This window comes from Pseudomonas sp. CLCA07 (genome assembly GCF_053615335.1).
In genome coordinates this window covers 5,715,045-5,736,347 of the sequence record NZ_CM132131.1, presented here as the reverse complement: position 1 = coordinate 5,736,347, position 21,303 = coordinate 5,715,045, and the positions used below count along the sequence as shown (strand labels likewise).

At 60.0% G+C, this 21,303-nt stretch carries 20 protein-coding genes; 14 read left to right on the top strand and 6 right to left on the bottom strand.

Going from position 1 to position 21,303, the window contains the following annotated elements:
* Window positions 1-38 precede the first annotated feature (38 nt).
* The 5 genes from ACWGZX_RS26410 to ACWGZX_RS26390 all read left to right on the top strand — a co-directional run bounded on the left by ACWGZX_RS26410 (window position 39) and on the right by ACWGZX_RS26390 (window position 4,042).
* Window positions 39-998 (top strand): YVTN family beta-propeller repeat protein, encoded by a 960-nt coding sequence (locus ACWGZX_RS26410; protein ID WP_452626104.1) that lies wholly within the window; start codon window positions 39-41, stop codon window positions 996-998.
* Window positions 995-1,735 carry an ATP-binding cassette domain-containing protein gene (locus ACWGZX_RS26405; RefSeq protein ID WP_452626103.1) on the top strand — a complete coding sequence of 247 codons (741 nt, stop codon included), beginning with the start codon at window positions 995-997 and terminating at the stop codon, window positions 1,733-1,735. The genes ACWGZX_RS26410 and ACWGZX_RS26405 overlap by 4 nt, the downstream gene beginning before the upstream one ends.
* Window positions 1,732-2,523 carry an ABC transporter permease gene (locus ACWGZX_RS26400; protein ID WP_452626102.1) on the top strand — a complete coding sequence of 264 codons (792 nt, stop codon included), beginning with the start codon at window positions 1,732-1,734 and terminating at the stop codon, window positions 2,521-2,523. The genes ACWGZX_RS26405 and ACWGZX_RS26400 overlap by 4 nt, the downstream gene beginning before the upstream one ends.
* A 239-nt stretch (window positions 2,524-2,762) precedes the next feature.
* On the top strand, window positions 2,763-3,320 hold the full coding sequence (locus ACWGZX_RS26395; RefSeq protein WP_452626101.1) for a PQQ-dependent catabolism-associated CXXCW motif protein: 558 nt from the start codon (window positions 2,763-2,765) through the stop codon (window positions 3,318-3,320).
* Window positions 3,321-3,376: 56 nt separating this feature from the next.
* Complete coding sequence (locus tag ACWGZX_RS26390; protein ID WP_452626100.1) at window positions 3,377-4,042, top strand: response regulator; 666 nt, start codon at window positions 3,377-3,379, stop codon at window positions 4,040-4,042.
* A 71-nt stretch (window positions 4,043-4,113) separates the two neighbouring features.
* Here the strand turns inward: ACWGZX_RS26390 and nahK are convergent, their stop codons facing one another.
* The 3 genes from nahK to ACWGZX_RS26375 form a co-directional block, all read right to left on the bottom strand.
* The gene (gene nahK / locus ACWGZX_RS26385; protein WP_452626098.1) at window positions 4,114-6,747 is read right to left on the bottom strand and encodes a hybrid sensor histidine kinase/response regulator NahK/ErcS'; all 2,634 of its coding nucleotides are present in this window, start codon (window positions 6,745-6,747) and stop codon (window positions 4,114-4,116) included.
* Entirely contained in the window at window positions 6,677-7,840 is a 1,164-nt protein-coding gene (gene nosP / locus ACWGZX_RS26380; RefSeq protein ID WP_452626097.1) for a nitric oxide-sensing protein NosP, read from the bottom strand. The genes nahK and nosP overlap by 71 nt, the downstream gene beginning before the upstream one ends.
* A gap of 158 nt (window positions 7,841-7,998) precedes the next feature.
* Window positions 7,999-8,805, bottom strand: coding sequence for a sulfite exporter TauE/SafE family protein (locus tag ACWGZX_RS26375; RefSeq protein ID WP_452626096.1), 807 nt, complete (start codon window positions 8,803-8,805; stop codon window positions 7,999-8,001).
* A 162-nt stretch (window positions 8,806-8,967) separates the two neighbouring features.
* On the opposite strand from ACWGZX_RS26375, the gene ACWGZX_RS26370 reads away from it, so the two are divergent.
* A complete protein-coding gene (locus ACWGZX_RS26370; protein WP_452626095.1) occupies window positions 8,968-9,831 on the top strand; it encodes an MBL fold metallo-hydrolase in 864 nt (287 codons plus the stop codon).
* 455 nt (window positions 9,832-10,286) lie between these two features.
* Here the strand turns inward: ACWGZX_RS26370 and bkdR are convergent, their stop codons facing one another.
* On the bottom strand, window positions 10,287-10,775 hold the full coding sequence (bkdR, locus tag ACWGZX_RS26365) for a Bkd operon transcriptional regulator BkdR (protein WP_223516958.1): 489 nt from the start codon (window positions 10,773-10,775) through the stop codon (window positions 10,287-10,289).
* Window positions 10,776-10,960: 185 nt separating this feature from the next.
* Between bkdR and ACWGZX_RS26360 the strand changes: the two genes are divergently transcribed.
* From ACWGZX_RS26360 to ACWGZX_RS26340, 5 genes are all read left to right on the top strand, one after another.
* Complete coding sequence (locus ACWGZX_RS26360) at window positions 10,961-12,196, top strand: thiamine pyrophosphate-dependent enzyme (RefSeq protein WP_452626094.1); 1,236 nt, start codon at window positions 10,961-10,963, stop codon at window positions 12,194-12,196.
* 1 nt (window position 12,197) lies between these two features.
* Window positions 12,198-13,256 (top strand): alpha-ketoacid dehydrogenase subunit beta, encoded by a 1,059-nt coding sequence (locus tag ACWGZX_RS26355; protein WP_007948485.1) that lies wholly within the window; start codon window positions 12,198-12,200, stop codon window positions 13,254-13,256.
* Complete coding sequence (locus ACWGZX_RS26350) at window positions 13,257-14,528, top strand: dihydrolipoamide acetyltransferase family protein (protein ID WP_452626093.1); 1,272 nt, start codon at window positions 13,257-13,259, stop codon at window positions 14,526-14,528.
* A gap of 3 nt (window positions 14,529-14,531) precedes the next feature.
* Window positions 14,532-15,914 carry a dihydrolipoyl dehydrogenase gene (lpdA, locus tag ACWGZX_RS26345; RefSeq protein ID WP_452626092.1) on the top strand — a complete coding sequence of 461 codons (1,383 nt, stop codon included), beginning with the start codon at window positions 14,532-14,534 and terminating at the stop codon, window positions 15,912-15,914.
* A 299-nt stretch (window positions 15,915-16,213) separates the two neighbouring features.
* A complete protein-coding gene (locus ACWGZX_RS26340) occupies window positions 16,214-17,233 on the top strand; it encodes a branched-chain amino acid aminotransferase (protein ID WP_223516966.1) in 1,020 nt (339 codons plus the stop codon).
* A 102-nt stretch (window positions 17,234-17,335) separates the two neighbouring features.
* Here ACWGZX_RS26340 and ACWGZX_RS26335 read toward each other — a convergent pair whose 3' ends face one another.
* Window positions 17,336-18,091 carry an ArsR/SmtB family transcription factor gene (locus tag ACWGZX_RS26335; RefSeq protein ID WP_452626091.1) on the bottom strand — a complete coding sequence of 252 codons (756 nt, stop codon included), beginning with the start codon at window positions 18,089-18,091 and terminating at the stop codon, window positions 17,336-17,338.
* Between the two features lie 79 nt (window positions 18,092-18,170).
* Here ACWGZX_RS26335 and ACWGZX_RS26330 point away from each other — a divergent pair, with 79 nt between their 5' ends.
* Entirely contained in the window at window positions 18,171-19,277 is a 1,107-nt protein-coding gene (locus tag ACWGZX_RS26330) for a cytochrome P450 (RefSeq protein WP_452626090.1), read from the top strand.
* 44 nt (window positions 19,278-19,321) lie between these two features.
* Here ACWGZX_RS26330 and ACWGZX_RS26325 read toward each other — a convergent pair whose 3' ends face one another.
* A complete protein-coding gene (locus ACWGZX_RS26325) occupies window positions 19,322-19,807 on the bottom strand; it encodes an MEKHLA domain-containing protein (protein WP_452626089.1) in 486 nt (161 codons plus the stop codon).
* Between the two features lie 230 nt (window positions 19,808-20,037).
* On the opposite strand from ACWGZX_RS26325, the gene ACWGZX_RS26320 reads away from it, so the two are divergent.
* A complete protein-coding gene (locus ACWGZX_RS26320; RefSeq protein WP_452626088.1) occupies window positions 20,038-21,069 on the top strand; it encodes a D-cysteine desulfhydrase family protein in 1,032 nt (343 codons plus the stop codon).
* A gap of 114 nt (window positions 21,070-21,183) precedes the next feature.
* Entirely contained in the window at window positions 21,184-21,300 is a 117-nt protein-coding gene (locus tag ACWGZX_RS26315; protein ID WP_452626087.1) for a colicin E3/pyocin S6 family cytotoxin, read from the top strand.
* Window positions 21,301-21,303 lie beyond the last annotated feature (3 nt).

The following is a 21,303-nucleotide window of genomic DNA, read 5'->3' as shown; positions in this document are numbered from 1 at the left end:
CAACTTTCCACAAGAACTACAACAAAAAGGAATCTGCCATGCGCCGCACCCTGCTTTCATGCGCCCTGCTGCTCGCCGCCGGGCATGCCGCGGCCGGTACCGCGTGGGTCTCCAACGAAAAGGACAACAGCCTGAGCCTGATCGACATGCAGACCCTGCAAGTCACCGATACCCTGCCTGTCGGCCAGCGCCCACGCGGCCTGCTGCTGTCCCACGACAACAAGTTGCTGTACATCTGCGCCAGCGATTCGGACCGGGTCCAGGTGATGGACGTGGCCACGCGCAAGATCATCAAGGAGCTGCCCTCGGGCAAAGACCCCGAGCAATTCGCCCTGCACCCTAATAACCGCTGGTTGTACGTCTCCAACGAAGACGATGCACTGGTCACGGTGATCGACACCGAAACCTCCAAAGTGCTCAGCCAGATCAACGTCGGCGTCGAGCCCGAAGGCATGGCCGTCAGCCCCGACGGCAAGTGGGCGGTGAACACCAGCGAAACCACCAACATGCTGCACTGGATCGACACCAGCACCCAGACCCTGGCCGACAGCACGCTGGTGGATCAGCGACCGCGCTTTGTCGAATTCAATCAGGACGGTTCACAGCTCTGGGCGTCGGCGGAAATCGGCGGCACCGTGACGATTCTCGACGTCGCCAACCGCAAGATCCTCAAGACCCTGAACTTCCAGATCAGAGGCGTGCACCCGGACAAGGTGCAGCCCGTGGGCATCAAGCTCAGCGCCGATGGCAAGTACGCTTTCGTCGCGCTGGGCCCGGCCAATCATGTGGCGGTGATCGATGCCAAGACGTTCGAGATTCTCGACTATCTGCTGGTCGGGCGGCGTGTCTGGCAGTTGGCGTTCACGCCGGATCAAAAGCAACTGCTCGCCACCAATGGCGTCAGCGGTGACGTGTCGGTGATTGATGTCGACAGCCTCAAGGTCAGCAAATCGGTGAAAGTCGGACGCTACCCTTGGGGCGTGGTGGTGACGCCATGAACGCCCTGGAAGTCAACGAGCTGAGTTTTGCCTACGGTGCTCGGGAAGCATTGCGCCACGTGAATTTCAATCTGGCCCCAGGACGTTTCGCCGCGCTGCTGGGGCCCAATGGCGCTGGCAAATCAACCCTGATCGCCCTGCTGACCCGGCTCTATGAACTGCAGCACGGAGACATCCGGGTCGGCGGCTATTCACTACGCGATGCCCCGCGCCCGGCGCTCAAGCAGTTGGGCGTGGTGTTCCAGCAAAGCACCCTGGACCTGGACCTCAGCGTCGAGCAGAACCTGCGGTATCACGCGGCGTTGCATGGTTTGTCCCGGCGCCAGACCGGTATCCGGGTTGACGCCGAGCTGGCCCGTCAGGCCCTGACCGAACGCCGTCGCGAACGGGTGCGCGAACTCAATGGCGGCCACCGTCGCCGGGTGGAAATCGCCCGCGCGCTGCTGCATGAACCGCGCCTGTTACTACTCGACGAAGCCAGTGCCGGACTCGATCCCGCCAGTCGCCTGGCGCTCAATCAACACATGCGCAACCTGTGCCGCGAACACACCATCAGCGTGCTCTGGACCACCCATTTACTGGACGAGGTGCAGGCCAGCGACGATTTACTGATCCTCCATCAAGGCCGACTGGTGGCCAGCGGACAGGCCGATGCGCTGAGCCTGGAACATGGCGGCGACCTCGGCTCGGCCTTCACCCGCCTGACCACAACGGCTATTTCAGGAGCGGTGCGATGAATGCTTACTGGCAATGTTTCAGCGGTATTGTGCTGCGCGAATGGCTGCGATTTGTGTTGCAGCGCACGCGGTTTCTCAGTGCGCTAGTGCGGCCGCTGCTATGGCTGCTGGTCTTCGCGGCCGGTTTCCGGGCGGCCTTGGGGATCGCGATTATCGAACCCTACGACACGTACATTCCGTATGAGGTCTACATCATTCCCGGCCTTGCCTGCATGATCCTGCTGTTCAACGGCATGCAAGGTTCGCTGTCGATGGTTTACGACCGCGAAATGGGCAGCATGCGCGTGCTGCTGACCAGCCCCCTGCCCCGGACCTTTCTGCTGTGCAGCAAGTTGCTGGCCACGTCGCTGATTTCCCTGTTGCAGGTGTATGCCTTTTTGGCGATCGCCTGGTTCTATGGCGTGCAACCGCCGGCCATGGGGTTATTGATCGCCTTGCCGACGTTACTGGTGGTGGCGTTGATGCTCAGTGCCTTGGGTCTCTTGCTGTCCAACGCCATACGTCAGCTGGAGAACTTTGCCGGGGTCATGAATTTTGTGATCTTTCCGTTGTTTTTCCTGTCCTCGGCGCTGTATCCGTTGTGGAAAATGCGTGAGGCCAGTGAGTGGTTGTACTGGCTGTGCGCGGTGAACCCGTTCACCCATGCGGTGGAGCTGGTGCGGTTTGCCCTCTATGAACGCTTCAATCCGCTTGCACTGATGGTGTGTGTGGGGCTGACGTTCGTATTCGCGCTACTCGCCGTGCTCACCTTCAACCCACAGCACGCAGCCCTGCGAAAATCCAACTAACAACCCAAATCCAACTGTAGGAGCGAGCTTGCTCCGGGCGGCGCTCCGACGAAAGCGATCTGTCATTCAACATCGATGTCGTCTGATACACCGCCTTCGCGAGCAAGCCCGCTCCTACATTTGATCTTCATCAGTAGGGGGGAAATTACTACTTTAGTACTGGTTTCCCTGTCTATCGTCGCATTCCCAAAGCCACCCGCCTGGCATGTAATAGGTCCATAACTATAAGGATCAAACCCATGCCGCGTGCCCGACGTTGCCTGTTGCGCCCTACTCTCGCTGCGCTGTCGCTGAGCCTGTTGCTGGGGAGCGCGCACGCCGAATCACCGCTGTTTTCCGCCGACGGCTATCGCATCGGCCTGTACCGCAGCCCGACGCCGAACAGCCTGCAAGGCGCGACCATTGTTGACACCCCGGCCCTGCAAACCCTGCTCAGTCAAACCCCGACACCGGTACTGATCGACGTTTATCGCCGCCAATGGCTACAAGGGCAATTCATCGAAGACCAGCCCCATGAAAACCTGCCCGGCAGCCACTGGCTGGCCAATACCGGCGACGGCGACCTGACGCCCGACTGGCAGGGTTACTTTGCGCGTAACCTCAAGGCATTGACCGCTGGGGATCCGGCACGACCGCTGGTCTTTTATTGCCGCGCCGACTGCTGGTTGAGCTGGAACGCGGTAAAAAGGGCGTCCGCCATGGGCTATAAGACGTTGTATTGGTACCGCGATGGACTCGACGCCTGGCAAGCGGCCAACCTGCCCGTGACGCCCGCCCGGCCGGAACCTTTCCCCTGATCTTTACGCTGGCGTGTTGTTGCCACACCCTAATCAAAATAATGAGGTGAAAGGCCGTGTACAAAATTCTGATTGCCGACGATCACCCGCTGTTTCGCGAAGCCATTCATAACGTCATCAGCGATGGTTTCCCCGGTAGCGAAGTCATGGAAACCGCCGACCTCGACAGTGCCCTGGCACTCACCCAGGAACACGACGACCTGGACCTGATCCTGCTCGACCTGAACATGCCCGGCATGCACGGGCTCAACGGCCTGATCAATCTGCGCAACGAGGCCCCGACCATTCCGGTGGTGATTGTATCTGCCGAGCAGGACAAACAAATCGTCCTGCAAGCCATTACCTACGGTGCGGTGGGTTTCATCACCAAGTCGTCACCGCGCACGCAAATGACCGAGGCCATCCAGCAAATTCTCAACGGCAACGTGTACTTGCCCCCGGACATCATCCGCACCACCCGAACCAACACCCCCCGCCGGATGAATGACACCCCGAGCTTTCCCCCCGAGTTGCTCCAGGCCCTGACCCGCAAGCAATTGCAGGTGCTTGAACGCATGACCAAAGGCGAGTCGAACAAACAGATCGCCTATACCCTGGAAATTGCCGAAACCACCGTCAAGGCCCACGTCTCGGCGATCCTGCGCAAACTCAACGTGCACAACCGGGTGCAGGCGATTTTGAGTGCCGGGGATATTGATTTCGGGTCTTACTTGCGGCGCTGAGGTTTTACCCGACAGACCGGGTCGCCCCCTTCGACTTGCCAGCGAAAGGGCCCTCAAAAGCACTACTACGCTCAAGGCCTGCCGAGCAAATGACTCATCGCCGTCTTGAGTTTCATCGGCCGCACCGGTTTGTGCATCAGGGTGTGGCCCAGCTCGCGGATCTGCTGTTTGAGTTCGTTGCTGTAGTTGGCGGTGATCATCATGGCCGGGATGGGTGACGCACGACGCGCATTGATCCGGGCCACGGCGTCGACACCGTTCTGATCGTTGTCCAGATGGTAATCAGCGATCAGCAGGTCCGCCTCGGCGTGGTAGTTGTCCACTTGTCGCGCCAAATCCTCTTCCGACAGCGCCGTCACCACCCGACAGCCCCACCCTTCGAGCAAGGTCCGCATGCCGACGCAAATGGTCGCGTCGTTGTCCAGCACCCACACCCGTGCCCCACGCAGGCGCTCAAGCATCGGCTCGCTCATCTGCAACGTCGGTAGCGGTTTCGGTGCCGTTGCGCTCAACGGTACTTCGACCGAGAACATCGAGCCCTTGCCCGGCCACGAGCGCACATGAATGCGATGCCCGAGGATCCCGGCGATTTTCTCTACAATGGCCAGGCCCAGCCCCAGGCCGCGATCTTGATCGGGACGCTGCACGTCACCGCGTTTGAACTCCTGGAAAATCTCTTCCAGGCGATTGTCGGCGATGCCCATGCCAGTGTCCCAGACCTGGATCAACAACCGCTGATGAATGCGTCTGCACCCGAGTACAACGCGGCCGCTGTAGGTGTAGCGAATCGCATTGCTCAGCAGGTTGCGCAGGATCCGCGCCAATAACTGGATGTCACTGCGCACCAGCGCCGAACAGGCAATGAAATGCAGTTCAAGGCCCTCACTACGCGCCACTTCGGTGTATTCAGCCGCAAGGTTTTCCAGCAGTTCGCTGAGGGCGAACGGCGCAATATCGGCTTTGATGACTCCGGCATCGAGTTTGGAAATGTCCACCAGAGTCCCCAGCAGGTTCTCCACATCTTCCAGGGAGTTACTGACATTGCGCACCAGAATCTCGTTGGAGATCGGTTCGCGTCGCTCCAGCAACGCACTGGTAAACAAGCGTGCGGCGTTGAGCGGTTGCAGCAAGTCGTGGCTGACGGCCGCCAGAAACTTGGTCTTGGACAAGTTGGCTTGCTCGGCTTCGAGCTTGGCCTCGCGCAAACGTGATTCCACCTGGCGACGCTCTTCGATTTCACGCAACAACTGGCCATTGAGGGTGGTCAGCTCCGCCGTGCGTTCGCGCACCCGCAACTCCAGATTCTGATACGCCTGATGCAGCGCCTCGGCGGTGCGACGGCGTTCGGTGATGTCGCGGATCAACACGAAAATCCCCACCACCTCGCCGGTGGCCAGGCGATTGGGCACGTAGGAACGCAGCATGTAGCGCTCCTGATTATTGACGTTGGTCTCGGCGAACTCGAACGTAACACTCTCGCCGGCCAGCGCCCTCGCCACGTAAGACTCCAGGCGTTGGTAATGCTGTTCGCTGTGCACTTGCCGCAGGCTTTGGCCGAGCATTACGCCCCGTGGCCAGCAATACCACTCTTCGTAGACCTTGTTGGTGAACTCGTACACCAGATCGGCATTGAGGTAGGCGATCAGAGCCGGCACGTGGTCGGTGATCAGGCGAATCCAGCGCTCGCTTTCACTCAGCGTCTCGGCGTGCTGGTAACGCTCGGTGATGTCGGTGAAGGTGTTGACGAAACCGCCGGTAGGCAACGGATGCGTACGGATTTCCAGGACCCGGCCGTCATAGAGGCGTTGTTCGCATTCTTGTACCGGCCTGCCATTGCCATCGCGACTGGCCGGGGTCAGCAAATTCAGCTCGGTGTCGGCGATTACTTCAGCAAACGGTCGATGGGCAGCGACCGGCGCCAGCCCGCTCAATTCGAGGAAACGCCGGTTCCACAACTCCAGAATGCCCTCGGCGTTGACCATGGCCACGCCTTGGGACAGGTTATCGACCGCCCGCTGCAACAGATGCGATTTCTGCGCCACGGCCTGTTCGCGGCGTACGGTTTCACTGAGTTTGACGTCGGTTATGTCGGTGAACAGGATGACCCGTCCGCCTTCTTGGGTGGGCCGTTCGCTGACTTGCAACCAACGCCCGTTCTGCAAGCGGTACAGCAGACTCTCGTCGGCATGCCCGCGCGGTTCTTCGGTGAATAGCCCATTGCTCATCATCAGGCGCTTGACCTCGGTCAGGCGCATGCCCGCGTTGATCCGCACCCGGCTATTGCGCCAGAACGCCTTGAATCGGCTGTTGAACAAGACGATTCGCTGCTCGGCGTCGAACAAGACAAAGGCATCGGAAATGCTCTCGATGGCATCAATAAGATGTCGATGCGCCGTCTCGGCACGCAGGCGTGCCTCGCTGAGCAAATGGTTGCCGGCCTTGAGTTCGGCCATGGCCTGGTTCAAGGCATCGGTGCGCTCGCGGACCTGCTCGGCCAGCACCACCGAATGCTGGAACGCCGCGTACGGATCATTGCCCCGGGTGATGCCGGACTCGATACGCTCGATCAGCGCAGCGTTGATGCGCTGCAGTTTATGGTTGTCGAGACGCAGGCTGACCAGTTCGGCCTGCAGCTCAGCGATGTCCTGGGGCACGGCCGCGGGCAATGGCAACGCCGGTGAAGGTCTGGTTGATGTGCATGCCATTGAACTGTTCTCCGTAGGTGTTGAAACCCATCACCCGTTGCTCGCGCAAAAACGCCCCGATATCGTCGAGACGGCCGTCGTCTTCCAGCTCCAGACGCCTGAGAAAACAGTCACAACCGATGGTCAGCAACAGGTCACCCAAGCGCTCCTCCAGCCCCTCGAACAAGCTTTTCAGGTTCGGCAACATGGGGCCTGGGGTCATGGCGGTGAGCACGATGCCATTCTCCACGGCGCAGTAAAAACTCAGGCTCAAGTCCGCATGCACCTGCTGAATCGCGCGCACGTAATACTGCTCGTTGATCCTCACGGCCAACGGGTGCGCGGCGAAGATTCGGTGATCCAGCTCACTCACTGGCACGCCGATATGCCGGGCGTATTCGGCGGCAGCGGGTTCCGCGTTGAGTTCATAGACACGGCGCGAGGCGCTGTCGGCCCCGGTGACCACCAGTTTTTCGGCTCGGGGCAGCATGTGGTGGGTGGTGAACAATTCGAAATCCAGCCAGGTATTGACCAGCACGACCACCGCCGCGCCGCTGTGAAATGCACCGTCGAAGTACACATGGGTGTGGGTCAGGTAGTTGTCGTCACCGGCCGAACCGCCGAAATGGGGAATGTCGCCCAATGCGGCACTCAAGGCGGCGAGGACCATTTCTTCACGGCTGGACAAACCATCGAGCAGGGTCAGGGCAAAGCTGTTGCCCTTGATCGGTGCCAGGGTGTTGCTGCGACAGCCGCTGACCAGGCGCTCGACCATCTGCTGGGCGTCGATCAGGCTGAAGTGTTCCATTTCGTCGATCAACTCGAGCGCAATGGAGAAGTGTCGGTGATCGAAACCCACCGCCGTCACGCAGTTGCGTCCGTAGCCCAACGGGGTGATTTCCCCGGCACTGGTGCAACCCGCCAGACGAATACCCCCGAAACTGTGTTTCAAGGCCTCGCCCAGCGCCTGCAAGTCATACTCGGCAGAACAGAAAAACAGCACGAAGCCCAGATGCGGGTGCAACAATTGACGCGCCAGTTCCTGCGCCACTTGCCGGGCATCGGTGGCCTGGGACATTGCGCTGACAACACCTTCACCCTGGACCTGCTGCATCGTCGCCTCCCGCAGGTGCGTATGGTTGAGCCAGGAGTTTACGAAACCCGCGCAGCGCAACGAATGCTACTTGGGTAGCAGTCAGACGCTTCGATGGGATGAGAGTGGTGGTGAACGTCGCTGTGGACCCGACCGGACCCACATGCAGGGTATTGTTTTTAGACGCCGGCCCTGAACAGCATATAAGCGGCAATCACAATACAGACGCTGGCAAAACCAACTTGCAACCCCCGCGCTGGCACCTTCGCGCACAGCTTGCGGCCAATGATCATGCCGACAATGCTGGCGACGATGAAGCTTGCGCCGAGGCTATCGATGCGCACGCCGGCGTGAAACGCGCCGATCACGCCGATGGCGGAAATCAGGCTGATCACCATCAAGGACGTGGCGACGATTCCGCGCATCTGCACGTCGGTCAGTTGCTTGAACGCCGGGACGATCAGAAACCCGCCGCCCACGCCGAGCAGCCCGGACACCACGCCCGTCACCGCGCCAAGCGAAGCCAAGGTCGCGGTGCACTTGGCGGTCCAGGAAAAACGCCCGGTCTGCTGATCCAGCATGCAGTTTTTCTGCCCCCAGTTGGCGTGACCGTGATCGCTCGGCCCCGCTTCCTGACGCTCACGGCGCAGCATCCGCCAGGCGACCATGACCATCAGCAGGCTGAACAGAATCATCAGGATTTTTTCCGGCAACTGATGGGCGAAGTAGATGCCGACCGGGGAAAACACCGCGCCGAGCAGCGCGATCAGCAACGCCGCGCGGTACCGCACCAGGCCATGCCGCAACCCGTCAATCGCCCCGACCGCTGCTGCGCTGCCCACCGCAAACAAAGCGACGGGCGCAGCTTGGGTCATGGTCAAACCCAACCCCAGCACCAGGGCCGGCACCGCAAGAATGCCGCCACCGGCCCCGGTCAACCCGAGGACCAGGCCCATGACCACCCCAAAAAAACTTGCCAGCAACATAAACCACTCGTGATCTGCGGAAAAAGGCCGGGAACGCCCGGTATCGATGACAGACAGGATAGAGCCCGCGCAGATTTTTTCATCAATTGAATTGATTCGGGGCTGGTCAATACCGGGAAAATGAATCTACCCTCGGTACTTGTTCACATAGAATTGTTCACCATGCCTGCCTTGATTGAAGCTTTCCTCGACCCCGCCTCGTCGACCTACAGTTACGTGATCTACGAAGCCGATGGCGGCCAATGCGCCATCGTCGACCCGGTGCTCGACTACGATCCGGCAGCCGGAAGAACATGCACCGTCCAGGCAGACAAAATCATCGCGTTCATCCGCGAACATCAATTGCAGGTGCAATGGTTGCTGGAAACCCACGCCCATGCCGATCACCTGTCTGCCGCGCCTTATCTGCGCCGGGAGCTGGGCGGCAAAATAGCGATCGGTGAGTCGATCAGCAAGGTTCAATGCGTGTTCAAAAGCCTGTTCAACCTGGAGCCGGAATTTCGCATTGATGGTTCGCAGTTCGATCATCTGTTCGCGCCGGACGAGTCGTTCATGATAGGTAATCTCAAGGCCACCGCCCTGCACATGCCCGGCCACACCCCGGCGGACATGGCCTATTTGATCGACGATGAGCAGATCCTGGTGGGCGACACTCTGTTCATGCCCGATGTCGGCACCGCACGCTGCGACTTTCCCGGCGGCAACGCCAACCAGTTGTACGCCTCGATTCGCAAACTGCTGGCCTTCCCGGCCAGCGTCAGTCTGTACGTCTGCCACGATTACCCGCCCGAAGGCCGCAAATCCCTGTGCATGACCACGGTCGGCGAACAGCGCAAAAGCAACATTCACGTGCATGACGGCATTGATGAGGCGGCGTTTGTCGACATGCGCACTCGACGCGATGCCGGGCTGGGCATGCCAAACCTGTTGCTACCAGCAATTCAGGTGAATGTGCGGGCCGGAAATTTGCCCCCAGCCGAGAATAACGGTGTGACCTACCTGAAAATCCCCATCAACAAACTCTGATTTCCTCCGCATCGATCGTTCCTACGCTCCGCGACTCATGATGCGACGCAGAGCATGGGAACGATCAACATTCTCCGTAGCCGCTGTCGAGCAACGCGAGGCTGTGTCTGCGGTTTACCTGACAAATCTCGATTGCCGGGTTTGCGACGGCTGCGCCGCCGGACGCTGCCTCGCGGGGCTCGACAGCTGCTACAAATCCCATCAACAAACTCTGACGCCCCACCCTCTGCGTAGCAGCTGTCGAGCAACGCGAGGCTGCGTATGCGGTTTACCTGACAAATCTCGATTGCCGGGTTTGCGACGGCTGCGCCGCCGGACGCTGCCTCGCGGGGCTCGACAGCTGCTACAAATCCCATCAACAAACTCTGACGCCCCACCCTCTGCGTAGCAGCTGTCGAGCAACGCGAGGCTGCGTCTGCGATTTGCCAGACAAAACCCAATGGCCGGGATTGGGGTCAGTTGGACAGGGTCAGGCCATTCGCCGGCAACGGTAGCGCGGTTTTGTAGCGCACTTGCTTGAGGGCGAAGCTCGAACGAATGTTCGCCACGCCGGGGACTTTGGTGAGGAAATCCATCATGAAGCGCTCCAGCGACTGGATGGTCGGCACCAATACCCGAATCAAATAGTCCGGGTCGCCGGCCATCAAATAGCACTCCATCACTTCCGGGCGATCCGAGATCGCTTCCTCGAAATGCTGCAACGCCTCTTCCACCTGTTTCTCCAGACTGACGTGAATGAATACATTCACGTGCAGCCCCAACAGGTCCGCATCCAACAGCGTCACTTGCTCGCGAATCAGGCCCAATTCTTCCATCGCCTTGACCCGGTTGAAGCACGGTGTCGGCGACAGATTGACCGAGCGTGCGAGGTCGGCGTTGGTGATGCGCGCATTCTCTTGAAGGCTGTTCAAAATGCCGATATCGGTACGGTCCAGTTTGCGCATGAGACAAAACCACCTGTTTTTTATGTTTATGCAGATTTTTTATCCTTAAATGATCTTCAGTGCAACGAAACAGAGATAAATATTCTTCTTCGCCGGGCCTATGATTGTTGTAGGACAAGAATTCCTCCACAGAGGAATGACGGTCAGCTCACTACAAGAAATTCACAAGATCGAGCGTAGAAGCCATGAAACAAGCGTACGAACCGCTGCAACTGCACGTTCCCGAACCCTCGGGCCGTCCCGGCTGCAAAACCGACTTCTCCTACCTGCGTCTGACCGACGCCGGCACGGTGCGCAAACCTTCCATCGACGTTGAACCCGCCGACACCGCCGACCTGGCCAAGGGCCTGATTCGCGTGCTCGACGACCAGGGCAATGCCCACGGTCCGTGGGCTGAAGACGTACCGGTCGAGATCCTGCGTAAAGGCATGCGCGCCATGCTCAAGACGCGGATCTACGACAACCGCATGGTGGTCGCCCAGCGTCAGAAAAAAATGTCGTTCTACATGCAGAGCCTTGGCGAAGAAGCCATTGGCACCGGCCAGGCCCTGGCCTTGAACATCGACGACATGTGCTTCCCGACCTACCGCCAACAAAGCATCCTGATGGCCCGCGATGTGCCGCTGGTGGGCCTGATCTGCCAACTGCTGTCCAACGAGCGCGATCCGCTCAAGGGCCGTCAGTTGCCAATCATGTACTCGGTAAAAGACGCCGGCTTCTTCACCATTTCCGGCAACCTCGCCACCCAATTCGTACAGGGCGTGGGCTGGGGCATGGCCTCGGCGATCAAGGGCGACACCAAAATCGCCTCGGCCTGGATCGGCGACGGCGCCACCGCTGAAGCGGACTTCCACACCGCCCTCACCTTCGCCCACGTCTACCGGGCGCCGGTGATCCTCAACGTAGTCAATAACCAGTGGGCGATCTCCACCTTCCAGGCGATTGCTGGCGGTGAAGCCACCACGTTTGCCGGTCGGGGCGTCGGCTGCGGCATTGCCTCCCTGCGGGTTGATGGCAACGATTTCGTCGCAGTCTACGCAGCCTCTGCCTGGGCCGCCGAACGTGCACGCCGCAACCTCGGCCCGACCATGATCGAGTGGGTCACCTACCGCGCAGGCCCACACTCCACCTCCGATGATCCATCCAAGTACCGTCCTGCCGACGACTGGAGCTACTTCCCGTTGGGCGACCCGATTGCGCGCCTCAAGCAGCACCTGATCAAGATTGGTCACTGGTCCGAAGAGGAACACACCGCCGTCAGCGCCGAACTGGAAGCCGAAGTCATCGCCGCACAGAAAGAAGCCGAACAGTACGGCACCCTCGCCGGTGGCCAGATTCCAAGCGCCGCGACCATGTTCGAAGACGTCTACAAAGAGATGCCGGAGCACTTGAAGCGCCAGCGTCAAGAGTTGGGGATCTGACATGAACGACCACAACAACAAAATTGAGCTGGAAACCGCCATGACTACGACCACCATGACCATGATCCAGGCCCTGCGCTCGGCCATGGATGTGATGCTTGAGCGTGACGACAACGTCGTAGTCTTCGGCCAGGACGTTGGCTACTTCGGCGGCGTGTTCCGTTGCACCGAAGGCCTGCAGACCAAGTACGGCACCTCCCGTGTGTTCGACGCGCCGATCTCCGAAAGCGGCATCGTCGGTGTCGCCGTGGGCATGGGCGCTTACGGTCTGCGCCCGGTGGCCGAGATCCAGTTCGCCGACTACGTCTACCCGGCGTCGGACCAGATCATTTCCGAAGCCGCCCGCCTGCGTTATCGCTCGGCCGGCGAGTTCACCGCCCCGATGACCCTGCGCATGCCTTGCGGCGGCGGCATCTACGGCGGCCAGACCCACAGCCAGAGCATCGAAGCGATGTTCACTCAGGTTTGCGGTCTGCGCACGGTCATGCCGTCCAACCCGTACGACGCCAAAGGCTTGCTGATTGCCTCCATCGAAAACGATGACCCGGTGATCTTCCTTGAGCCAAAACGCCTGTACAACGGCCCGTTCGACGGCCACCACGACCGCCCGGTAACCCCGTGGTCGAAACACCCGGCCGCACAAGTCCCGGACGGTTACTACACCGTGCCGCTGGACGTCGCTGCCATCGCCCGCCCCGGCAAAGATGTGACCATCCTGACCTACGGCACCACCGTTTATGTGTCGCAAGTGGCGGCTGAAGAAACCGGCATCGACGCAGAAGTCATCGACCTGCGCAGCCTGTGGCCACTGGACCTGGACACCATCGTCAAGTCAGTGAAGAAAACCGGCCGTTGCGTGATCGTTCACGAAGCGACCCGTACCTGTGGCTTCGGCGCCGAACTGGTCGCGCTGGTGCAAGAGCACTGCTTCCACTACCTGGAAGCGCCTATCGAACGCGTCACCGGTTGGGACACCCCCTACCCACACGCGCAAGAGTGGGCGTATTTCCCTGGTCCGTCCCGTGTGGGCGCGGCTTTGCATCGGGTTATGGAGGTCTGAATGGGCACGCACGTTATTAAAATGCCGGACATTGGTGAAGGCATTGCAGAAGTTGAATTGTCGGTATGGCACGTCAAGGTCGGCGACATGGTCGTCGAAGATCAGGTGCTGGCCGATGTGATGACCGACAAGGCGATGGTCGACATCCCTTCGCCGGTCCACGGCAAGGTGATCGCGCTGGGCGGTGTGCCTGGCGAAGTCATGGCGGTTGGCAGCATCCTGATCAGCATTGAAGTGGAAGGCGCGGGCAACTATAAGGAATCGTCCCAGCCGGCCCCTGTTAAAGAAGCACCGGTTGCACCCCCTAAAGTTGAAGCCGTGGTTGCCAGCAAACCCGTTGCTGCCGCAGCGCCGCGAGCGCCTGTTTGCCAGGGCCCAATGGTGGCTCGCGAGGCCGACGAACGTCCGCTGGCCTCCCCGGCCGTACGCAAACATGCGCTGGACCTCGGTATTCAATTGCGGCTGGTGCGTGGCAGCGGTCCTGCCGGTCGCGTATTGCACGAAGACCTCGACGCCTACCTGGCGCAGGGTCAGTCGAACGCATCAACCGTATCCTCTGCGTACGCCCAGCGTAACGACGAAGAGCAAATCCCGGTCATCGGTATGCGCCGCAAGATTGCCCAGCGCATGCAGGACGCTACCCAGCGTGCGGCACACTTCAGCTATGTCGAAGAAATCGACGTCACCGCCGTCGAAGAATTGCGCGCCCACCTGAACGAAAAACACGGTGCTACTCGCGGCAAGCTGACATTGCTGCCATTCCTGGTTCGCGCCTTGGTCGTTGCCCTGCGTGATTTCCCGCAAATCAACGCCCGCTACGACGACGAAGCCCAAGTCATCACCCGCCTCGGCGCGGTGCATGTGGGCATCGCCACCCAGGCCGACATCGGTTTGATGGTACCGGTCGTCCGTCATGCCGAAGCCCGCAGCCTGTGGGACAACGCGGCCGAAATCTCCCGTTTGGCCACCGCCGCACGCAATGGCAAGGCCAGCCGCGATGAATTGTCCGGTTCGAGCATTACCCTGACCAGCCTCGGCGCCTTGGGCGGCATCGTCAGCACCCCGGTGCTGAACCTGCCGGAAGTGGCGATTGTCGGCGTCAACAAAATCGTCGAACGCCCGATGGTGGTCAAAGGCCAGATCGTGATTCGCAAGATGATGAACCTCTCCAGCTCTTTCGATCACCGCGTGGTCGATGGCATGGACGCGGCGCAATTCATCCAGGCCGTTCGCGGCTTGCTCGAACAACCCGCTACCCTGTTTGTGGAGTAAGGCATGCAATCTCTGAACACCACACTGCTGATCATCGGCGGCGGCCCTGGCGGATATGTGACGGCGATTCGTGCCGGTCAACTGGGCATTTCCACCATTTTGGTAGAAGGCGAATCCCTGGGCGGCACCTGCCTGAACATCGGCTGCATCCCGTCCAAGGCGTTGATTCACGTGGCCGAGCAGTTTCACCAGACGCAACACCACAGCCAGCATTCGGCTTTGGGCATCAGCGTTTCGGCGCCGACCCTCGACATCACCATGAGTGTCGAGTGGAAGGATGGCATCGTTGATCGCCTGACCACTGGCGTCGCGGCGCTGCTGAAAAAGAACAAAGTCCAGGTCATTCAAGGCTGGGCCACGGTCGTCGACGGCAAAACCGTCGACGTCGGCGACACGCGTATTCAGTGCGAGCACCTGGTGCTGGCCACCGGGTCGAAAAGCGTGAACCTGCCGATGCTGCCGATTGGCGGCCCGATCATCTCCTCCACCGAAGCCCTGGCGCCGAAGTCCGTGCCAAAACGGCTGACCGTGGTCGGTGGCGGCTATATCGGTCTGGAGCTGGGGATTGCCTATAGCAAGCTCGGTGCCGAGGTCAGTGTGGTCGAGGCGCAGGAACGCATCCTGCCCGCCTATGATGCCGAACTGACTCAGCCGGTACACGACGAACTGAAAAAGCTCGGCGTGAAGCTTTACTTGAAGCACAGCGTTCAAGGCTTTGATTCAGAAAGCAACTTACTGAAAGTATTGGGTCCGGATGGCGACACTCTGAATCTGGAAACCGATCAGGTGTTGGTAGCCGTCGGTCGCAAACCCAACACTCAGGGCTGGAACCTCGAAGCGCTGAACCTGGACATGAACGGCTCGGCGATCAAGATCGACCACCGCTGCCAGACCAGCATGCGCAACGTGTACGCCATCGGCGACCTGAGCGGCGAACCGATGCTCGCGCACCGGGCCATGGCTCAGGGCGAGATGGTGGCCGAACTGATCAGCGGTAAAACCCGTGAATTCAACCCCACTGCCATCGCGGCCGTGTGCTTTACCGACCCGGAACTGGTGGTGGTCGGCAAGACCCCGGATGAGGCCGAGACCGCCGGTCTGGACTGCATCGTTTCCAGCTTCCCGTTCGCGGCCAATGGCCGGGCGATGACGCTAGAATCGAAAAGCGGCTTTGTGCGGGTTGTCGCTCGTCGGGACAATCATGTGATTGTCGGCTGGCAAGCGGTGGGCGTGGGGGTTTCCGAACTGTCTACGGCGTTCGCGCAAAGCCTGGAAATGGGCGCGCGGCTGGAAGACATCGGCGGCACCATCCATGCGCATCCGACCTTGGGCGAGGCTGTGCAGGAAGCGGCTTTGCGTGGCCTCGGCCACGCGTTGCACCTGTAAAACCGGACGCAAAACCCCGTAGCAGCTGACGAGCACCGCGAGGCAGCGTCCGGCGACGAAGTCGTCGCAAAACCTGCCACCCAGTGCTTTCAGGCATACCGAGCCAGCTGGATTACGACGACTTCGTCGCCGGACGCTGCCTCGCGGGGCTCGACAGCTGCTACACGGGACGTATCGATGGTCGCAGAGATCGAATTGCAGGCTGCGAAACCACCTCGGAATGAAGTATTGTTGTCCCCATCCAAAAAACGTCAGAAGCCTTGAACCGTTTCGGCGGTTGTTCAGTGATAGAGGGTGTCATGGGTAACGAAAGCATCAATTGGGACAAGCTGGGTTTTGACTACATCAAGACAGACAAGCGCTTCTTGTCGTACTGGCGCAATGGCGAGTGGGACAAAGGCACCCTGACCGAAGACAACGTGCTGCACATCAGCGAAGGCTCCACTGCCCTTCACTATGGCCAGCAATGTTTCGAAGGCATGAAGGCCTATCGTTGCAAGGACGGTTCGATCAACCTGTTCCGCCCGGACCAGAACGCCCTGCGCATGCAGCGCAGTTGTGCACGCCTGCTGATGCCGTTCGTCGAAACCGAACAGTTCATCGAAGCCTGCAAAGCAGTGGTCCGCGCCAACGAGCGTTTCATCCCGCCTTACGGCACCGGCGGCGCGCTGTACCTGCGTCCGTTCGTGATCGGCGTGGGTGACAACATCGGCGTACGTACCGCCCCCGAGTTTATTTTCTCGATCTTCGCCATTCCGGTCGGCGCCTACTTCAAGGGCGGCCTGACCCCGCACAACTTCCTGATCTCCAGCTTCGACCGTGCCGCCCCACAAGGCACTGGCGCGGCCAAGGTCGGTGGCAACTACGCCGCCAGCCTGATGCCAGGTTCCCAGGCCAAGAAAGCGCACTACGCTGACTGCATCTACCTGGACCCAATGACCCACACCAAGATCGAAGAAGTCGGTTCTGCCAACTTCTTCGGGATCACCCACGACAACAAGTTCGTCACCCCGAACTCGCCGTCGGTCCTTCCAGGCATCACCCGCCTGTCGTTGATCGAGCTGGCAAAATCGCGTCTGGGCATGGAAGTGATTGAAGGTGACGTGTTCATCGACAAGCTCTCGGACTTCAAGGAAGCCGGCGCTTGCGGTACCGCAGCCGTGATCACCCCGATCGGCGGCATCAGCTACAACGACCACCTGCACGTGTTCCACAGCGAAACCGAAGTCGGCCCGGTCACCCAGAAGCTCTACAAAGAGCTGACCGGTGTACAGACTGGCGACATCGAAGCGCCGGCGGGCTGGATCGTCAAGGTTTGATCTGACGCTGCTGTTCGCTTGAGCTTGAGCAAAAAAGCCCGGCTATCGATTGGATAGCCGGGCTTTTTTTCGCCTTCGATTTGTCAGAGTTATTCTTACAATTCAATGAGTAGCGGAAATCTCTTGATGTCTTTTATCAATAGGCATTGATGATCCGTTTGAAGACGGCAGTACCAGGTCGAACTGCGCGCCAAGCGCCTTGCGCCCCATCGCCGTCAACGTCAACGCCCGGCTGTCCAGGTCCTGCGTCACCCACTTACGTTTGATCGCCGTTTGCAGCAACGCCGCCCCCAACGAGCCACCCAGATGCGGCCGACGCATGCTCCAGTCCAGACACGGACACGCGAAACGGCGGCGCAGCGTACTCAGGTCCTTGACCTCAATGCCCAATCCTTCAAACAGCGCCTCGCCGCTGTCACTCAGCCGATAAGCCTGCTCATCGGTTTCCAGCAACCAGCCTTTTTCCAGCATCCGGTCATGCAGCAGCACCGCCAACGTACCGGCCATGTGGTCGTAGCAGGTGCGGGCGAACTGCAGGCGATCCGGCGTGCGCGAGTTGAACCTCGGTGCAGTGTTCTGGCCGATCACCATCAGCGCTTCCAGTGCCTGGGCTACGCGCTTGTCCGCCAGGCTGTAATAACGATGGCGGCCCTGCACGTGCAGCCGCACCAGCGCCAGTTCCTTGAGTTTGGACAAGTGCGCGCTGACGGTGGAGGCGCTGACTTCTGCAATCGCCGCCAGTTCGGTGCTGGTGCGGGCGTGACCGTCCATCAGCGAACAGAGGATTTTCGTCCGGGCCGGCTCCGCGATGGCTGCTGCTACCTGAGAGACGCCGATGTCGTGTTGTTCTGCGTTCATATTTCGCTCCCGGACGAATCAAGGGCCTTTCGGACTGGAGATAGTAGCAACACTTTCCCCACGAACAAGGCTGCGACCCATGAACCCGATCATCGCTGCGACTCATGCCGACCCTTATCCCTATTACGCGCAATTGCGTGCCCAAGGAGGACTGATTTTTCACGAAGGACTGAAAATGTGGGTGGCCAGCAGCGCCCGAGCGGTCGCCGCCGTACTGGCACACCCTGATTGCCATGTCCGGCCGGCCTCTGAACCGGTGCCCAAGGCGATTGCCGGCGGCATGGCGGGCAAGGTGTTCGGGCAGTTGATGCGGATGAATGAAGGCGAACGGCAGCGCTGCCCGAGGTCAGCGATTGAGCCAGGGCTGGGGTTGATTGATGGGGATGAAGTCAATGCGTTGGTGGCGGTGCGATTGATCACGCCGCACGCCGACGGCTTGTACAACGCCATGTTTCGCGGGCCGGTGTGCCTGGTGGCGGCGTTGCTGGGCTTCACACCGGCTCAGGGCCGGGCGATCAGCAAGCTGACAGCGGATTTCGTGGCGTGCCTGTCGCCACTCAGCGATCAGGCGCAACTCGACGCAGCACAGGCTGCCGCTGAACATTTACGGGGTTACTTCATTGAGTTGCTCGACGATCCGGACAATAAAAGCCCACTGCTCACCGGGATTCGCGAGCGCTTCGCCGGCGACCAGGAAACGCTGATCGCCAATCTGCTTGGCCTGTTTTCCCAGACCTTTGAAGCCACTGCGGGGCTGATCGGCAACGCGCTATTGGCGGTGATTCGACATCCATCGCTTCAGCGGGCCTGCGTAGATGATTTGATTGCCGAAACCCAGCGTTTTGACCCGTCGGTGCAGAACACTCGCCGGTTTGTCGCCGTACCCTGTGAGATCGAGGGCGTGCGCCTGCATGCGGGCGATGTGGTTCTGGTGCTGTTGGCGTCGGCCAATCGCGATCCGCAGCTGAATGACAGCCCCGACGCCTTTCGTCTGGATCGCCCGCAGCGCCGCAGTTTTACCTTTGGCGCGGGGCGGCATCAGTGTCCGGGGCAAGAACTGGCGCTGGGGATTGCCAGTGCGACGTTGAGGGAGATTCTGGCGCACCAGCCTGCGCTGGAGCGATTGGCCTGGGAGTACCGGCCTTCGTTGAATGGGCGGATTCCGGTGTTTCGTGATGTGCCGTGAGACCGCGAAGGCGCCATGACAAACGACGCATCATTCAAAACCTGTCAATCAATTACACCAACGCGCGCGCTATCCGGCCAGAACAATGCTGCCTGCCCCCGATGCTCGCCGTGCTGATCGATCAGGGTCCAGACTTTGCCTTCGTAAATCATGAAGGCATTGCCGTCCCTGTCCACCCGCCAGCCGCTATAGTCATGAGCAATTCCGTTGACCGTGACCTGTTCCAGCAGTGTCTGGCGCATGGCTCGGTCCAACGGCGAAGCGCTGAACCGTGACGGCATACCAAGGAACTGCGAGCGATCGTATTTGAAACAGGCCAGCGTCTGTTCATTGGCATAGAAGAAGCGAGGATCGTCTTCGGTGCCATGGGCTAACAGGCTGTACGGCGCGTGCTCGTGCAACCAGTGCAAGCGTTCCGGTCCGGTCAGTGATTCAGGGGCCGGCAGACCCTGGCCGGTCCAGTGCCGAAAAGCTTCGTCCAGCAGTTGAACAGCTGCATATTCGTTGATTGGCGACACGCGCCCTCCCATAACATGGCGTTGGCGGTACGACGCGCCATAGCCTATCTAAACCTTGGCCGCGTCGGGGAAGTTCCCCGCCTCGACCACCGCGACGAAGACTTCCAATGGCCTGAGTTTGGCCATGATCATGTCCGCATTAAATACATCAGGTTAAAAGAGTTGTAACCGGCGATGTGTTTATCCGCCGGAACTTTCTCCCTAGAGTCACGGTAATAACACTGAACAACGAGGCGCCATCGATGCAAACCCTTCTGGACAAGTCACTGAGTGCTTTTCCCCGGGCCGACCTTTTGCAAGGCCCGACGCCGATCCAGCGCGCTGAACGCCTTGAGCAGCAGTTGGGTTTGAAGGCGCAAGGCATCGGCCTGTTCCTCAAGCGCGATGATCACATGCTGATTGGCGGTGGTGGCAACAAACTGCGCAAACTCGAATTTCATCTCGGCGCAGCATTGGCGGCCGGGGTCGACACGGTCATCACCATCGGCGGACTTCAATCCAACCATGCGCGGCTGACCGCTGCGGTGTGTGCCCGCCTCGGTATCGCCTGCGAACTGATCCTCACCCGATCAGTCCCAAAAACGGAAGTGGACTACGAACTCAACGGCAACGTCCTGCTCGACCAGTTGTTCGGCGCCTCCATCAGCGTGCTGGCCGGTGGCAGCGAGTCACTTGCCGAAGCCGAGAAACGCGCCGAGCACCTTCGAGCTTCCGGGCACAAGGTACTGGTGATTCCTACGGGCGGCTCGACACCGCTGGGTGCTCTTGGCTATGCGCGCTGCGCGGCGGAGATTGCGCAACAAGAAACCGAACTCGGCCTCACCTTCAATCAGGTCGTGGTACCCAACGGCAGCGCCGGCACCCACGCCGGGCTCGCGGCCGGGTTTAAGTTGCTGGATAGAGGTACTTCGCTGGTGAAGTCGTACTCGGTTTTATCAGACAGGGATACCTCGGCGGCCAGAACCCTGCTACTGACCCAGGCTGCACTGTCTTTACTGGGCAGCAGCGCCAGTGTTCAGGCTTCGGAGATCGTCATCGACGGCAGCCAGTTGGGCGACGGATACGGTCTGCCGACGCCAGCCATGCTGGACGCGGTGCGTTTGATGGCTCGCGCTGAAGGGCTGTTGATCGACCCGGTATATTCCGGGAAAGCCTTTGCCGGGTTATTGGCCGATCTCACGCAAGGACGCTTCCGGTCCGGTGACAACGTGCTGTTTGTGATGACCGGCGGCACACCGGGGTTGTATGCGTATCGGGAGGCGTTTCAGGGCTGAGGGTTAGTCATCGTTTGTAACTAGGCCGCCCATTTGTAACAACGGCCAGAGTTTCAGAACAGTCCTACATCTATCAAGTACCCATTGATATAGCGTCCGCATCGCTTTTAAAGGATGAGACAAGGACGCTCATGTCCAGGCGCGATAGAAGTTTACGACAAGCAAGGCAAGCATATAGGCGAGGTCAACCACGAAACGGGTGAGCAGATAGACCCCGCCGTACTCGGCTGAACC